The 15,641-nt window shown below is 50.5% G+C and carries 17 protein-coding genes; 7 read left to right on the top strand and 10 right to left on the bottom strand.

The window, feature by feature from the left end; all coding sequences use genetic code 11:
- Positions 1 to 35: 35 nt before the first annotated feature.
- The 3 genes from ACYQ27_RS03065 to ACYQ27_RS03055 form a co-directional block, all read right to left on the bottom strand.
- A complete protein-coding gene (locus ACYQ27_RS03065; protein ID WP_456453517.1) occupies positions 36 to 1,454 on the bottom strand; it encodes an acetate--CoA ligase family protein in 1,419 nt (472 codons plus the stop codon).
- Positions 1,455 to 1,605: 151 nt separating this feature from the next.
- Positions 1,606 to 2,370 carry a sugar phosphate isomerase/epimerase family protein gene (locus tag ACYQ27_RS03060; protein WP_460040975.1) on the bottom strand — a complete coding sequence of 255 codons (765 nt, stop codon included), beginning with the start codon at positions 2,368 to 2,370 and terminating at the stop codon, positions 1,606 to 1,608.
- A complete protein-coding gene (locus tag ACYQ27_RS03055; RefSeq protein ID WP_456453515.1) occupies positions 2,371 to 3,564 on the bottom strand; it encodes a magnesium transporter in 1,194 nt (397 codons plus the stop codon).
- A gap of 264 nt (positions 3,565 to 3,828) precedes the next feature.
- Here ACYQ27_RS03055 and ACYQ27_RS03050 point away from each other — a divergent pair, with 264 nt between their 5' ends.
- On the top strand, positions 3,829 to 4,440 hold the full coding sequence (locus ACYQ27_RS03050) for a potassium channel family protein (RefSeq protein WP_456396141.1): 612 nt from the start codon (positions 3,829 to 3,831) through the stop codon (positions 4,438 to 4,440).
- Positions 4,433 to 5,008 (top strand): potassium channel family protein, encoded by a 576-nt coding sequence (locus tag ACYQ27_RS03045; protein WP_456396140.1) that lies wholly within the window; start codon positions 4,433 to 4,435, stop codon positions 5,006 to 5,008. Before ACYQ27_RS03050 ends, ACYQ27_RS03045 begins: the two co-directional genes overlap by 8 nt.
- A gap of 500 nt (positions 5,009 to 5,508) precedes the next feature.
- Here ACYQ27_RS03045 and ACYQ27_RS03040 read toward each other — a convergent pair whose 3' ends face one another.
- On the bottom strand, positions 5,509 to 6,261 hold the full coding sequence (locus ACYQ27_RS03040) for an endonuclease III domain-containing protein (protein WP_456453514.1): 753 nt from the start codon (positions 6,259 to 6,261) through the stop codon (positions 5,509 to 5,511).
- Positions 6,224 to 6,658, bottom strand: a complete 435-nt coding sequence (locus ACYQ27_RS03035) for a DUF6849 domain-containing protein (RefSeq protein ID WP_460040974.1) — start codon at positions 6,656 to 6,658, stop codon at positions 6,224 to 6,226. Before ACYQ27_RS03035 ends, ACYQ27_RS03040 begins: the two co-directional genes overlap by 38 nt.
- 73 nt (positions 6,659 to 6,731) lie before the next feature.
- Here ACYQ27_RS03035 and ACYQ27_RS03030 point away from each other — a divergent pair, with 73 nt between their 5' ends.
- The 5 genes from ACYQ27_RS03030 to ACYQ27_RS03010 all read left to right on the top strand — a co-directional run bounded on the left by ACYQ27_RS03030 (position 6,732) and on the right by ACYQ27_RS03010 (position 9,784).
- Positions 6,732 to 7,199 (top strand): PadR family transcriptional regulator, encoded by a 468-nt coding sequence (locus tag ACYQ27_RS03030; RefSeq protein ID WP_456394557.1) that lies wholly within the window; start codon positions 6,732 to 6,734, stop codon positions 7,197 to 7,199.
- Positions 7,196 to 7,627 carry a 4Fe-4S binding protein gene (locus tag ACYQ27_RS03025; protein ID WP_456453512.1) on the top strand — a complete coding sequence of 144 codons (432 nt, stop codon included), beginning with the start codon at positions 7,196 to 7,198 and terminating at the stop codon, positions 7,625 to 7,627. The genes ACYQ27_RS03030 and ACYQ27_RS03025 overlap by 4 nt, the downstream gene beginning before the upstream one ends.
- Complete coding sequence (locus tag ACYQ27_RS03020; RefSeq protein WP_456394544.1) at positions 7,611 to 8,600, top strand: ATP-binding cassette domain-containing protein; 990 nt, start codon at positions 7,611 to 7,613, stop codon at positions 8,598 to 8,600. The genes ACYQ27_RS03025 and ACYQ27_RS03020 overlap by 17 nt, the downstream gene beginning before the upstream one ends.
- Positions 8,601 to 8,604: 4 nt before the next feature.
- Entirely contained in the window at positions 8,605 to 9,372 is a 768-nt protein-coding gene (locus tag ACYQ27_RS03015; protein WP_456394546.1) for an ABC transporter permease, read from the top strand.
- 103 nt (positions 9,373 to 9,475) lie between these two features.
- Positions 9,476 to 9,784, top strand: a complete 309-nt coding sequence (locus ACYQ27_RS03010; RefSeq protein WP_456394548.1) for a hypothetical protein — start codon at positions 9,476 to 9,478, stop codon at positions 9,782 to 9,784.
- Here ACYQ27_RS03010 and ACYQ27_RS03005 read toward each other — a convergent pair.
- The 5 genes from ACYQ27_RS03005 to ACYQ27_RS02985 form a co-directional block, all read right to left on the bottom strand.
- Positions 9,756 to 11,009, bottom strand: coding sequence for a phosphoglycerate kinase (locus ACYQ27_RS03005; protein WP_456394550.1), 1,254 nt, complete (start codon positions 11,007 to 11,009; stop codon positions 9,756 to 9,758). The two genes, ACYQ27_RS03010 and ACYQ27_RS03005, sit on opposite strands and share 29 nt — an antisense overlap.
- Positions 11,010 to 11,111: 102 nt before the next feature.
- Positions 11,112 to 11,726: a hypothetical protein gene (locus tag ACYQ27_RS03000; protein ID WP_456394558.1), complete on the bottom strand. Its 615-nt coding sequence runs from the start codon at positions 11,724 to 11,726 to the stop codon at positions 11,112 to 11,114.
- A 91-nt stretch (positions 11,727 to 11,817) separates the two neighbouring features.
- The gene (locus ACYQ27_RS02995) at positions 11,818 to 13,896 is read right to left on the bottom strand and encodes a metallophosphoesterase family protein (RefSeq protein WP_460040973.1); all 2,079 of its coding nucleotides are present in this window, start codon (positions 13,894 to 13,896) and stop codon (positions 11,818 to 11,820) included.
- A 48-nt stretch (positions 13,897 to 13,944) separates the two neighbouring features.
- The gene (locus ACYQ27_RS02990; protein ID WP_456453510.1) at positions 13,945 to 14,547 is read right to left on the bottom strand and encodes a DUF447 domain-containing protein; all 603 of its coding nucleotides are present in this window, start codon (positions 14,545 to 14,547) and stop codon (positions 13,945 to 13,947) included.
- A gap of 28 nt (positions 14,548 to 14,575) precedes the next feature.
- A complete protein-coding gene (locus ACYQ27_RS02985) occupies positions 14,576 to 15,637 on the bottom strand; it encodes an ABC transporter ATP-binding protein (protein WP_456394554.1) in 1,062 nt (353 codons plus the stop codon).
- Positions 15,638 to 15,641 lie beyond the last annotated feature (4 nt).

The raw sequence follows: 15,641 nt of genomic DNA, 5'->3' as shown, positions 1-15,641 counted from the left end.
TTTTCTTCCCCCCAGCAGAAGGAATAAAAAGAAAATCACTCCTTCCTCCTTTCAAGATATCTGGCGTACTGAACAAGCCCCGCCAGAGCCCTGACTCCCCTTTCGGGCGTCGGATAAACCGGAACTCCCCTGTCCTCAAGAATCTTTGCGTAGTGCTCAGTCTTCTTGCCGCCCATTGCAACCGCCACTATCGGTTTGTCGCTCTTCCCTGCGTATTCAGACAGGATGTCAATCAGCTCCATCTCATCGAGGAGCGGCACCTGGAACAGGGTTATTATCACTATGGCATCCACGTTCGGGTCGTTTACAAATGCCTCAATTGCATACCTGTATCTCTGGGCGTCGGTGTCCCCAACAACGTCCGTCGGGTTCCCTGCAACAGCATGTGGCGGGAACTTCTCCTTAAGGAACTTCAGGGTCTCATCACCCAGCTCCGCCATTCTGAGCCCGAACTTTGCAACCGCATCGCTCGCCATAACCCCAGCTCCGCCGCCGTCCGTGATTATCCCTATCCTGTCGCCCTTTGGAAGCCCGCACTTTGCGAAGGCCTTTGCCATGTCGAACATGTGCTCGAAGTCCTCCGCGCGGATTATCCCCGTCTGCTTGAAGACAGCGTCATAAATCGTATCGGCACCGGCCAGCGAGCCTGTGTGGGATGACGCTGCTTTTGCACCGTATTCAGTTCTCCCGCTCTTGAGCGCTATTACCGGCTTGACTGCGGTTATTCTCTTTGCGGCCTCTATGAACTTCCTGCCGTCATTGACACCTTCAATGTAAAAGGTAACCACCCTGATTTCATCATCATATATGAAGTAGTCCATAAGGTCTGCGTCATCAACATCGATCTTGTTGCCGTAGCTAACCATCTTGCCGATCCCTATGTTTGCACCGGCCGCCCAGTCCAGCATCGCAGCGGCAAACGCTCCGCTCTGGGTTACAAAGGCTATCGGACCGCTCTTCGGTCTGTCCATCTTGTTTTCAGGGAGGAATACTGTGTCAACTCCCGTGTCGGGCACATAGACACCCACACAGTTCGGCCCTATGACCCTTATGCCGTTTGCCCTGGCTATCTCAAGAATTTCCCTCTCCATCCTCTTTCCTTCTTCTCCAAGCTCTCCAAAGCCGCCCGTAATGATAACGACGCTCTTTATGCCCTTCTCCGCTATGTCCCTCATTGTTGCGGGCACAAATTTGGCCGGAATCGATATCACCGCGAGATCAGCGTCATCCGGAACTTCCTTTATGCTGTGATAGCATCTGTAGCCTTCAATCTCATCGAGTTTCGGATTAACGGGGTATATGTTTCCCCTGAAGATGCCGCGTTCTTTGTTGGTTTTGAAGTTCTCAAAAATGACGTTCCCAACCTTCCCCTTCTTGTCCGTGGCACCGATAATAGCGACGGCCTTCGGCTCAAAAAAAGGTCTCAGCTCCTCGGCTATTTTTGACTTTTCCATGATACCACCTTCTCTAAAAATTTTGGCCGAATACAGCTTCTTTCAAAGCTTTCTTCGGTTATCTTTTTATTTCGCCTGTATAAAAGGTTTATGTCTGTCAAATGCGTGCCTTAATGAATTCAAAGATGCATTGATGAATATGATTTCAAGTTTAGATGTGCATCTTAACGAACTCCATGCTCTCCATGGCGGCGTCCAGGCTTCCGAGCTCAAGGCTCCAGCTCGCCTTTCTGGGCAGAATCTTAAGAACCTCCTTCCACGGAACACTGCCCTTTCCAAGGCCCAAATGCGAGTCAGTGTTTCCGTCGTTGTCATGGAGATGCACATGAATTATCCTGTCCCCCAGGAGGTCAATGAACTCCCGAAAGTTCCGTGTTACAGTGTTCAGGTGGCCAACGTCAAAGGCCACATAGAGCTCCGTCCCATCTACAAACTCCTGAATTCTTTCGCAGGTTCTGCCGTCGAGAATCGGAAATGCGGGCATGTTTTCAACAGCCACCCTGATACCCAGGCTCCGGGAGTATCTCTCAATCTCCTCAAGGGAGCGTTTGTGTATCTTTTCGTAAGCCTTCGGAAACCTCATGCTCGCGGGGGAGAGATGTCCCGGATGGATGACAACGAGGAGGGAGCCCATCGACTGCGCCACCTCAAATGTTTCGAACAGTATATCCAGGGACGCCCGCCGGATTTTTTCATTCAGGGAGGCTATGTTTATGTCGCTGAACGGGGCATGTATCACGTTTTTCAGTCCCCTGCCTTCGAGAGTCTCCAGATGGAGGCGCCAGTTGTAGCGGTCAAGCATGTGGTAGTTTTCGCTCACTATCTCGATGAAGTCGATGCCCCCAACCCGGCTTATTTTGTAAAGCGCGGTTCCCAGACTCACATCAGAGCAGCACGTTGTTGAGATTCCAATCATCTACCCCACCATAAGCTTTGCGAGAAGAACTACATATACTGTTCCCATGACATCAGATATCGTGGTTACCGTTGGTATGGCAACATTATCCGGATCTATTGAGAAACGATATGCCAAATATGAAACCAAAATCCCCACAAGCATGTTGAAAAACACAAGTAGCGGGTATGTGATGATGAATATCCATAAAAAGCTTCCACTTCCGCCAATATGGCGGGTGACATAGATGGCTATCCAGTTTGTCAGGAGCCCTATTACTGGAGCCAAAATCAGTATGGATATTAGGTCTTTTCTGAACTCAGGCTCTTTAAGAGCATTGCTTCCACTGAGATTTAGCCGGGTGGAAGTTGTAGCCGCTGAGATAGAGGCAAAGTTCCCGACACTGTCAAGTATTGATGGGTACATAACACCAAAGATAATAACCTGGCTTATAAGGTGGCTGTAAGACTCAAGGGTTGATCCGGAGAATATCTCGATGATAGCCAGGATAGTCAAAACAGACGATACTTCCTTAAACGCCTTCCTGTGGCTTTTTTCGTATCGGGAATTGAGTATAAGAAAGATAAACGCAAATACCATCAGGATGGTAAATGAGTAAAAAATCTTTGGGTTACGCTCATACAGCACGATAAGATACACGAGGCTCGGTATTGTGATGACATCCGCAACAGAGGTTATGAGAGGTGCAGCGATCATATCAGGGTCAGCACCCCAGCGGTAGGGAAAGATCGTTATGAATGCTGTTGAGTAGCCGAGTATAAAACCTATGAAGAGCGCTGAAGCGACAACAATCAGGAGAACGGTTATAGCGGAGTAGGATGGACCAAGCTTGAGTAATCCGACAAGCCAGAGTATCATCAGAGGTATTTTTGAACTCGCTATAGCCATTGATATGTTGGTTGAGACTTCCCTATCAAGAACACCAGATATTCTTCCAAGATGGAGGGCAGTCGTAAACCTCGATGCCATTGCTCCAAAAACGTTTCCACGAAGATCCATCATTCCAGGCAGGATCACAAGAAGCAGAGGATATTCCGTAGCTATCTTATTGAAATTTTTGCCCAGCACACCCCCACCCACGAAATCAAGGAGTAGGCACAGGAGAAGGGCGGGAAAAGTCACAAAAAACGCGTGTTTCAGCCGCTGCCGCCATCCTGTATATCCAATGGACATTCCACCGACTATCACTGCCATCACCTTCCACTGCAGTCACCCCCACCCTCAACTCAGCTATAGCTTCCCATGGAGCGTATATAAAGTTTCCCATGAATAAATGCTATCCTGCTGCCGGCAGCTCCATCTTCTTTTGAGTTATTGGTGAGATTGCATTGAGGACATCCATGGAGTGTCCTCTCAGCGACTTCTCCCTTTTTTGATATCAAGCCGGTCTATGGAATGCACACTAAAAAGCGAAAACTAAATAAATCCGGGGAAGATTTCTCAATTGGTGGAAACAAGGTGGAAGAATGGGAGGAATACGAGTACAGACCGAAGAGCGTTAAGGAGATTTTCATCGAAATGAAGAACACCGCGGAGTTCATGGTCGACCTTGCGTATTCATCCGTGCTTTTCGGGGAGGAGGAGCTGGCCGAGGAAGTTCTTGAGCTTGAGGAGTACCTCGACATGCTGAACTACCACCTCATGGTGCACGCTGTTTTGGCCGCGAGGAGCCCCAGAGAGGCCGAACAGATCACCTCCATACTCCACATGGCCCACTCAATAGACGACATCTCTAATGCTGCGGCAGACCTCGCGAAGATGATCCTTGAGGGTGTTGAGCTTCATCCGATTATAAAGCAGGTAATCCTTGAGAGCGAGGAGGTTATCGGGAGGTTTGTGGTGGCCCCGGATTCCGTTCTCGTCGGCAAAACACTGGGAGAACTCGAACTGGCGAGCAACACGGGGGTATGGGTTCTGGCAGTCAGGAGAGGAAAGAGATGGCTGTTTGACCCGGATGGTGATTTCAAAATCCTTGCCGGGGATGTCCTCATAGGGAGGGGGACGCAGACTTCGGTAGACTATCTCAAGGAAATAGCGAGGGGTATAATAAAGGTGGTTGGCAATGAATGAGCTTGAGGAGATTAAAAGCTGCCTTGTTGAGATGAAAGACCTGTCATCCCTCATGGTCGACCTCGCCTTCTCGTCCGTCATGTATAACAGCGAGGACATAGCGGAGGAGGTATACCTCCTTGAGGAGCGCATGGACGAGCTGACGCTCAGGGTCAAAAAACTCGCCCTTAAAGCCGCCAGGGATGAGGAAAAACCCACGAAACTTCTCAGCGTGATAGAGATGGCGAATATAAATGAGGCCATTTCAGATGCGGCCTACAAGATAGCGGATCTGGTTCTCAGGGATGTGGAGCCCCATCCAATAATCCAGAGAATCATGGAGGATACTGAGGAGGAGCTCGGGAGGATAACGGTGAGGCGGGGATCCGTTCTGATAGGGCAGACGCTCAAGCAGCTCAAGCTCCCGAGCAAGATAGGGACGAGGATAGTGGCCATAAAGAGGGGAACCAGATACATATACAACCCCGGAAAGGACGACACCATTGAAGAGGGGGACGTTCTCATCGCGGTGGGCTCGGACCTCGACAGGCTCAGGGAGCTGGCTGGGGAAGAGGTGGAGGAGGAGTGAAATCCCTTGGCAATCGTAGTAGATAACCTCCTCTTTTCCCATCTTCATTGGAGGACTTTCAGAGGGAACAGAAACTCCCTCACATCTTCCATTTTCCAGTCTCCATTCGGACTTACACACTCCACATATCGGAGATCATCACACCACCAAAGAATAAACTCCAAAACTATATCCAAAATTATGAAAAACAAAAAGAATTCCAAATGCTCCAACTGTTGCTATCCACAAAACAGCCCGCACTTTACCACCTGTACGGGCTCAATAACTGCCCGTTCTGGTTAGCCGTAATTTGTGAACTTCGTTATGGCTAACCTTCCACCCTCGTGGTTTCATTGGGTGGCTTTCGGGGGGAACGGTTACTCCCCACATCTTCAGGCTTTTCAGCAGTCCCCATTCGGGCTTAACAACCCCACATACCGGAGACTGCCAAACCACCCCAAAATAAACTCCAAAACTATTTAAAAATTACGGAAAGTAAAAACCCACAAAAGTTACGAAAGTTACAATTTATGAAACAGCCCACGCCTGCGGGCCTTAGAGCTTCCCTTTATGTCCTCATCCGTCACGAGCCCTTTAGCATACGGACAGAGCTCTCTGAGCTGGCATTCACCGCATCTCGGCCCTATAGGGCGGCATATCCTCTTTCCGTGGTCGACCATTGCATGATTGACATATATCCACAGGTTTTCGGGTATAAGCTCACTCAGATACTCCTCAACCTTCTCGGGCTGAACGCCCGGAGGAGCGAGGCCGAGGCGTTTGCTTATTCTGTTGACGTGTGTATCAACCGGAATGGCCTGATAGCCGAAGCCGTAAGCCAGGACGATGTTGGCACACTTCCTTCCGATTCCCGGCAGCTTCATGAGCTCATCTATGTCGTCCGGCACTTTTCCGCCGTATTTCTCAAGGAGAATCCGCGATGTTTCCACAATCCACCGCCCCTTGCTGTTCCAGAGGCCGACACCGTTCTCCTTCAGCAGCTTCTGGATTTCCTCTACACCGGCGTTTGCAAGAGCCTCCATCGTTGGATAATGCCTGAAGAGGACTTCGCTGGCCCTGTCAGTCGTCTCATCCTTCGTTCTCTGGGAGATTATGCACCTGATAAGAGTGAAGTAAGGGCTTCCCTGAAGAATTTCCCCCCGGCTCCTTCTTGGATACATCTCAATCAGTCTTTTAACAATTTTAATGGCCCTCTCCCTCTTCTCCTCCCAGCTTTCATGGAACGTGTATGAGTGTGAGCTTTTTATCATCATGAACCACCGCCACCGAATTTCCGGAGGTTTTAACCTCCTTGAGCTTTTCGAACTGTTTATTAAAAATCTTGTGCCCCTTCCGGTTCAGGATTAGAACCTCATCCTTGAACACAATAACAAAGCCTCCGGAAAACGGCACGAGACCTTCGATTTCCCTCTCAAACTCCATCTCTATGAGCGAAATTGGGCTCCTGGAAATCTCGATTCTGGTGTTCTTTTTAACCTTCAGAACCCGGGGCTCCGCATAGGCAACCTCAAAACGGAGAGGTTTTCCCAGTATATCAACCGTTATGGTCTCTCCTTCCCTCAGCTCCCTGCCGTTGAGCTTTGTTGTCAGAATTTCCAGAAAATCTGCCGGCAGTTCGGCCTCAAACAGCGGTTTGAGTATCAGATGCATTTTGCCTCCCTCCTTCTCCAGTCCTTCTAGATCAAAAAGTTTATAAGTGATATATCTACAGATATATTGGGTGATGCATTTGGAGAGGCCGAGACTTAAGGGCGGGCTTAAACTTCTGGTGCTCTACCTGCTGAGGGAAAGCCCGATGCACGGATATGCCATCATGAAAGAGCTCGAAGAGCGCTTTGGAATTCCTTCTCCGAGTGCGGGCGTTATCTATCCCACGCTGGCAGGACTGAAGAGGAAAGGCCTTATAGAGGTCGCAGGTGGAGGAACGAGAGAAAAAAAGACATACAGGATTACCGATAGGGGAGTGGAATACCTTGAGCAGCATGAAGATGAGCTTGAAGAGACCCTCAGACGCATGAGAATCTACAGAGAATTCAGAAAATTAGGGGGAGATGAGCTGGTAAAGGCATTCAGACTGCTTTTTGAGAGATTTGAATCCCTCAGCGGAGAACAGAAGGAGGAGCTCTCGAAGGTCATAAAGGACTGTGCCAAACGGATCAGGTTCATCGTGGAGTTTGGTGAGGGGATATGAGCAGTTCACTTCGGGATTGGAAAGAGTACTACAGGACGATGGCTGAAAACGCTCCTCTGACAATATATTATCCCCTGTGTGGTGGTGGGGAAGAATGTATAACCGCCTGTCCATACGGCGAAGAAATCTGGAACGTTGTTCCTATGAGGGTATCCCTATTCGGTTTTGATGAAAAACCCCGCTTAAGGCCGGTCATGACAAACCCTAAGCTCTGCAGGGGATGCAATATCTGTGTCGAGGCATGTCCAACAGGTGCCCTGAGACCACGGGAGAGGCCGGTAAAACATCCTTTCCTGACGCTTGTATATAATACACTCAGACTGCCTTTCAAGAAAAGGTATGGCATAAAGTTTGTTTTTAGAGAGGAACATGCTGAAAAATTTAGAAAAAACAATCATGGGGTGACTGAAGGTGACATACGCAATTGAAGTTGAAAACCTTGTAAAGAAATACGGCGATTTTACCGCTGTTAAGGGAATCTCGTTCAAGGTAAGGAATGGGGAGATATTTGCATTTTTGGGGCCAAATGGGGCTGGAAAAACCACAACCGTGCATGTGCTCACCACACTTCTGAAGCCGAACGCCGGAACCGCTACTGTGGCAGGGCACGACGTGGTGAGGGAACCCATGGAGGTCAGGAGGAAAATAGGCATCGTGTTTCAGGATCCGAGCACCGACAGGGAGCTCACGGCATATGAAAACATGTATATCCACGGAAGGATATACGGCTACTCCGGAAACGAGCTCAGGGAGAAAATCGAGATGATGCTGAAGTTTGTTGAGCTCTGGGAGTTCAAGGACAGGCCGGTCAAATTTTTCAGCGGAGGAATGCAGCGCAGGCTGGAGATAGCGCGCTCTCTCCTGCATGAGCCTGAGATTCTCTTCCTCGATGAGCCAACAATCGGTCTCGACCCCCAGACGAGAGCTCATATCTGGGAGTACATCAGGGCCATGAAGGAGGAGCACAGCATGACGATTTTCCTCACAACCCACTACATGGACGAGGCCGAGCAGCTGGCCGACAGGATAGCGATCATGGATTACGGGAAGATAATAGCAGAGGGGACTGCTGACGATTTGAAAAAGCTCGTGGGCAACGATGTGATTTACGTGCGCATGGAGGAGCCGGAAGAGGGCATTAAATGCCTCAATGCGGAGTTCATCAGGGGATGCAGGATAATGCCCGACGGGCGGGTAAGGCTGGACGTTCAGAATGCCTCAGAGGCCATGCCAAAGCTCTTTGAGCTTGCCCAGAAAAACGGGCTGAGAATCCTTGAGGTTACATACCACCGCCCCACGCTCAACGACGTCTTTCTGCATCTGACGGGCAGGGAGATACGGGATGAGGGCGGAGAGCAGAAGGTCGCGAGGATGATAATGAGGGCCCGGATGAGGAGGTGAGAGGATGAGAATCTTCAGCACAATGATTTACCGTGAGATGAAGAGGTTCATGCGTTCAAGGGCGAGGGTCCTCGGAAGTCTGATAAACCCCATAATATGGCTGGTTCTGTTCGGCAAAGGCTGGGCAGGGGCTTTTAACTTTCCGGGAGCGAGCATGATTTTCGGAGGGGTGGACTACATGACATACCTCGTGCCGGGAATAGTAGCGATGACAGTCTTCAACATGAGCTTCATTCAGGGCATAACGATAATCTGGGACAAACAGTTCGGCTTTATCAAGGAGATACTTGTTGCACCGGCATCGAGGGGGGAGGCGATACTCGGGAGGATAACAGGAGGGGCAATAATGGCCATGATACAGGGCGTTATAATACTCGCCCTGAGCTTTCTGATAGCGAGCGGGCTCAAGCTCTCGGGAGTTCTGCCGGCGCTGGCTTTGAGCTTCCTCGTCGGGCTTGCGGTGGCCGGAATGGGAGTTGCCATAGCAATGAGAATGAGCAGCATGGAGGGCTTCCAGATGATAATGACCATGATAATGCTCCCCATGACGTTCCTGAGCGGGGCGTTCTATCCTGTGAAAACCATGCCGGAGTGGATGCAGTGGCTTGCCAAGGTCAATCCGCTCACGTATGCAGTTGATGGCTCAAGGTATTATCTGGCAGGGGTTGCACCGACTTTCTCTCTGACGACAGACTGGCTTGTGCTCGCTGGGCTGGCGGCCCTCTTTATGGGAATTGCGGTCATTGAGTTCAGGAGGGCAACGATAGACTGAGGTGGGAAGAATGGGAAAACAGCAGATTGCAATACCCCCAATGCCCTTTATGAGAACCGCAGTCCCTGAATTCAGGAGGATAACATACTGAGGGGGTAAGAATATGAAAAAACAGCTTATGACCATACTCTGTGTGGGCATTGCGGGGCTCATCTTCATTCCCTCGGTGTTTTTCAACAGACCATTCCTCGCCCTGATAGGGGCATTCTTTGACTGGCTGCCCCTTCCAACAGGGTGGATGAAGGGGGGCGGGGAGATAAACGAAACCTTCCAGAAACTGCACGTGGTGGCAACATTAGCGGCCTACGCGGTATTTGTAGCCTGGCTCATCAAAGGAACTGCCAGTATTGGACCGATATTCCTCGAAGTCTGGTGGGTAGCAGTCATCTTCGGAATTTTGATGAACCGCTGATCTTTCCTCTAAATTTTTCATAGCTCATCCTGAGAGCCTCAAGAACAGGAAGCCTCTCCCCGGCAAAAAAGCTCAGCATGGCCCCGCCGCCTGTTGAAACGTGGGTTATCCCCCTTATGCCATACCTGTAAATGCTCGCTATTGAATGCCCTCCTCCCACAACGGAAAAAGCGGGGCTCTCGCCTATGGCCCTGAACACCCCCACGGTTCCGACCGCAAACTCTTCCATCTCAAATACCCCCATCGGACCGTTGGCCACTATAACCCTCGCTTTCTTGAGTATATCTCCGTATTTCTCCACGGTTCTGGAGCCAATGTCCAGTATCGGGTACTCATCAAAGAATCTCTTCTCGTCGCTGAGGAGGTCTATTTCAAATCTTTCCCCCTTGTAATTCACGGCAAAATCCACAGGGGTTCTTATCCTGGGATAAAACTCGTTGAGTATCTCCTCCGCGAGGTCCACGAATCTTATCAGGCCCTTTTTATCCATGAACTCAATGTTTGCCTCGCCGAGGTCGTAGCCCTTGGCCAGGGTGAACACATGGCCAACAAGCCCCCCTGTCAGGATGAAATCTGCCCTGTCGTTCTTGAGAACATTAAGGGCCACCCGCAGGGAGTCACCGACCTTGGCGCCGCCCAGGACATAGACTCTGGGCCGCTCATCGCTTTCGTATGCCCTGCTGAGGGCTTTAACCTCCCTTTCCATTAGAAATCCCATTGCCATGGGCTTCAGCCGGGCAAAGCCAACCAGAGAAGGCTGGGAGCGGTGGGCGGCTGCAAAGGCATCATTTACAACGTAATCGATCAGAGGGGCGAGTTTTTTCACAAAAAAGGTTTTTTCGCACTCCTCCATGGGCCTGTATCTGACCTCCTCCGCGGCAAAGCGGAGATTCTCCAGGATGATGGCCTCCCCGGGCCGGAGAGAGGTTATCCTCTCGCGGGCATATCTGCCGAAGATATCCTCGACGTATTCGATATCGGTTCCGAGGAGCCGGCTCAGGATTTCGGCGTGCTGCTCCGTTGTTATGTAGTCCTCATTGTACGGCTTGCTCTGATGGGTTCCTATGACAACCTTTGCCCCGTGTTCAAGGAGGTATAAAATGGTCGGAAGAACCGCCCTGAAACGGGCATCGCTGATAATTTTCCCCCTGTTTACGGGTGAGTTCAGGTCTGCCCTCAGAAAAACCGTTTTGCCCTGATAATCAAAATCGGTGAGCCTGAACATTACACCACCGGTTGACTGTAAAAGAGGCACGTTAAAAGGTTATTCTATACACTCCTGGTGATATTCATGTTTCGGATCAGGTCTTAGAAAGAAAAGGAGAAATCATGCCATCAGCATGTTCTCTATCATCTTTATTGCCTCGGCTATCTTGGCCTCCGGCCTCTCGTCGCCCTTGGGTATCTCAAGGTTTATGACGAGCCTCTCCTCCCTTCCCTCCTCCTCAAGGTCATAGACCTCAAGCTCCTCTACATCGACATCCTCAAAGAGCGCCTCGACCTCGGGGCCCACTATCTTTCTGTCGTTTCCATAGACCTCAACCCTTACTATGTCATCCTTTGTTGAAGTCATGACGACCAGTTCATAATCTCCCATCTTCTTCACGAATCTAATAAGGTTTCCATAGCCGAGGACCTCCTCCCTAAAGCCGAGCTGTTTCATTGTAGCCCTTATCGCTTCGGTTTTTGTCTTTATCCTCCGGAGGATTTTGTCCCTCAGCATGTAACCTTCCCTGAGGGCGTTCTTTATGCCCTCACCCGCATCATCAACGCTGCCTTCCCATACACCTATTACCTTTAATCCTGATGAGGTGGACCTGAGTTCAATCTTTAATGAATCTGTATCAAAGTCTCTCAAATCATCTATTTTAAGCTCGCTCAGACTGAGGATATCAAACTCTATTCTCACAGTGTTCCCGAAGGCCTTACCTTTAAACTTCACGGGCATCACCCAATTGGAGAAAGAATGCACGGTTTAAAAATTCTTCCCTTCAGGAGTTGCCGAAAATTCAAGAACAAAAAGAAAAGGGAGATCACCTTCTCCTTCTCAGAAGGAGCGGAACCAGTGCAAGTCCCACAAGGGCTGCGGGGCCGCACGTGCTTCCACCGCCGGTTGAGGAGGTCTGGGTCGGGGAGGAGCTGCTTGGTGCTGTGGATGTTGTGGAGGCAGATGCTGTCGTTGATGTTGCTGTCGGACTTGAGCTCGTGGAGGTTGGTGTTGACGTGGAGGAGGATGTTGTTGAGGTCGTGGTTGTGGTTGTGCTTGCGGGCTTCCCCATGACCTTCTCATCGACAGCTTTGTTGCCGTAAAAGTCCGTCACGACGACCCTTATCGTGTAGTGGTCTGCATTAACACCGGGTATCTGGGCAACGTAAAAGATGTTCGCAGGGTCCCCCTTTGTGGGCTCTCCCGGATACCTAACGGTTTTTCCATTTGCTTCTATCTCCACGTACATGCTCCTTATTCCGATGTTGTCCGCAGCTTTGAAGTAGACCTTGAATGCCCTGCCCATTTTCGGCTTGCTTGGAAAAGTATATGCTATCTCAACCTTCGGCTTCTGGGTGTCCTTCTCCTTGCTCACCACGATCTGGCTAACGCCCACCGGAACTGTGGCGTTGATGAGCATGTAGTTCGTGCCGTCAATCGTCCTCTCTCCCAGGACGGTGTAGGTTATGTTGGTTACGCTGGGGTCGACCTTGGCACCTTCAGGTATAACGAGGGTTATCGGGCCGCTTACACTCTCGTTGAGCTCGTTGATGAACTTAACGGCGGTTCCATCTTTGCCGTGATGCCTGAAGACTATAAACTCCTGTGGAACCGGGACGCTCATGAAGTCGCTCCTCACCTTGTCGTTCTCAATCTTAACGTGCACCTCCGGTTCGACCACTGTTCCGTTGTCGTAGACGTATATCAGGTTTGAACCGTACCACGTCGGGCTGTACCTCGGGTTTGTGTGCGGGTTGGTTTCCTTATCTGGAGCACCCGTTGAGGTGAGGGTTATGAACCAGTGCTTGTTGCCGTTTTTGTCGATGTAGAGCCAGTACATGTCGTGGTGTATGTGGCCCGAGAGAACGAGTCTGATGTTGTACTTGACGACGTCTTCAAGGAAGCGCCTCGCCACATCCGGTTCGCCCGCCCAGTACCTCAGGTAGCCCTTGAGTTCGTTCCAGTCGCTGTCGCTGAAGGGGTCGAGGCCCCTGAGGATGCCGCCGAGGTAGTTCCATCTCGGCGAGAAGAAGTAGGGATGATGCACGAGCACTATAGGGATCTTGCCCTTGTGCTCCTCAAGAACCTTCTCCATCCACTCAATCTGGGCCATCTCGGGGTGTCCTTCCTCTCCCCTGCTGTCGAGGCCGATTATTATGAAGTCCCCTATGACCTCGTAGAAGTACCTCGGGCCTATGAGCTTCGAATAGACCGTGGGCGGGTCGTCATGGTTTCCTTTTATATTTATCACGGGAGTTCCTGCGGCAACAGTTCTGCTCAGTATGTTGTATAGAATCTGATAGCCCTTTATGTCACCGGAAGTATCGACATCATCCCCCGTGTTGAATATGAAATCAACCCCCTGCATCGCCCAGTAAGTGTATGCGCTGTCCGTTGCCACGACACTGTGCAGCGGGATAACCGGCTGGCAGAGCTTGGCTAGCTTCATAGGGCTCCTCTGGAAGTATTGCCTGCACACATAGCCGACTTTGGCACCGCTGGTTATGTGGGTGTCGCTCACCTGAGCTATCTTCAGAACCTTCGGATATTCCTTCAGAACCACCAGCCCGTTTGGAAGGGTTATGTCACCCTTGTTTGACTTCACCTGAAGGAAATAATCATCCGGAACAACGTTTTCAGGTATTTTAACTTTCAGGAGGTTGCCGTCCTTCCCGACTATTTGAAGGTTGTAGGGACCGTGCAGGACTGACACTATGGTCAGCTGGCTTATCTGAACCCCATCTTTAACCTCCATGGTTATTGTATCCCCCGGAACGCCAACAGCGGGCACCCCTATGCTGGGTGTAACAAAGATATCGCTGGGGTATACCTCTGCCTTCGCTGCCGGCATCTGCACCAGGAAGACCATTAAAAGGGTCAGGAACATAGCAGCGGCTCTCTTCATGGTATCACCTATCAAGAATCAATCTCATTGATTATAAGTTTTCCTTTCTCAAAGCACAGCTCCATGCAGAAGCTCCCTCATGCGGGCCATCATGAATTCCGCAAGCTCATTTTTGCCGCCCAGATGTCTATAAAGCCCGTAATACTCCTCAATTTTTGAGCGAAGTCTATTTATTAATTTGCCATTTCCAGTTTTTATTGCGAGTGGAAGCCTCGTGAAATGAACCGCCATCTCAAGGAGTGCAAAGTCCGCCCTGCTGAGAGGCCTCAACGGCAGGTTTCCTTCAAGCTCTCCCTCTGGAGTCATAATGCACTCAAGGATTTTGCTCTCACCGAACTCATCTCTCCAGACCCTCTCCCTGAACTCGACCCTTCCGAAAATGCCGGGCAGACCTCTGATATGTCTCCACATCCCGAACTCCCCAAATTCAAGGTTGGCTTTCATATTGAGGGCGAGCTTTACGAGCAGTTCCACATCGTTCGTTATCTGAACCGAGACAAAGGGGTGTTTCTTTATCTCCTCGGAACTCTTCCCGCCAAAAAGCCTGAAAGCCAGGACTCCCCCCTTCCTTGAGACTCCAACAGTGGCGGCATTGCTCAGGGTTACAAGAACAACCTCATACACCCTGCCTTCCTCAAAATATTCAATCATGCAACCACCTCAAACAGAAAAGAAAAGGTCAGAGCTGCTTTGGAAGAACGATTATGTCATCCCTGCTGATGTGGAAGGTTACCTCTCCCTGGGGTCTGAGCTCTGCAGTTTCCCTGTCCGCCATTGTTCTCGCTATTATCCTCGTTTCCCCGAAGAGTCCTATGACCTCCGTGAAGAAGCCGTAATACTCTATGAGGTCGACCTTTCCGGTTATGGATATTCCGTTTTCAACCGGCTTCAGGCTCACCCTCTCGGGTCTTATGACAATGACGACGCTGTCGGATTTTTCCGTGTATGTTAGCCCATCCAGCCTGAAGTGTTCGAACTCCACCGTGACCTTGTCCCCATCCCTCTCCACGACCTTTGCGGGAATGACGTTTGTCTTACCCATGAAAGATGCCACAAATTCAGTCCTCGGATTTTCGTATATTTCCCTCGGCGTGCCCACCTGCTCCACGGTTCCGACGTTCATCACAGCTATTCTGTCGCTTATCGCCATGGCCTCCTCCTGATCATGGGTGACGTAGAGCACGGTTATGCCAAGCTCCCTCTGGATTCTCCTTATCTCGGAGCGCATCTCAAGCCTGAGCTTTGCGTCGAGGTTGCTCAGGGGCTCATCGAGGAGGAGGAGCTTTGGCTCAACAACGAGCGCCCTTGCTATGGCCACACGCTGCTGCTGACCTCCGGAGAGCTGTGTTGGATACCTGTCCTCAAAGCCGGTGAGCTTGACCAGCTCAAGGGCCCATTTAACCTTCTTTTCGATTTCATCCTTCGGGAACTTCTTCACCTTCAGGCCGTAGGCAACGTTGTCGAAGACGCTCATGTGGGGCCAGAGGGCATAGTTCTGGAAGACCAGGACAGCACCCCTCTCGCTTGAGCTCATGTAGGTTACCTCATCCTTGTCGAACCATATCTCCCCGCTGTCCGGAAAATCAAGGCCTGCTATGATCCTCAGTGTCGTTGATTTTCCGCATCCTGAGGGCCCGAGGAGCGTAAAGAGTTCTCCATGCTTTATACGCAGACTTATTCCCTTCAAAGCCACCGTTTCGCCAAAGGTTTTAACTATATTCTCAAGTCTGACCTCAACCATTCTT

Source organism: Thermococcus atlanticus (assembly GCF_054657855.1).
Note: the sequence above shows the minus strand (reverse complement) of the source record. Positions and strands in the feature narration are given on the sequence as shown.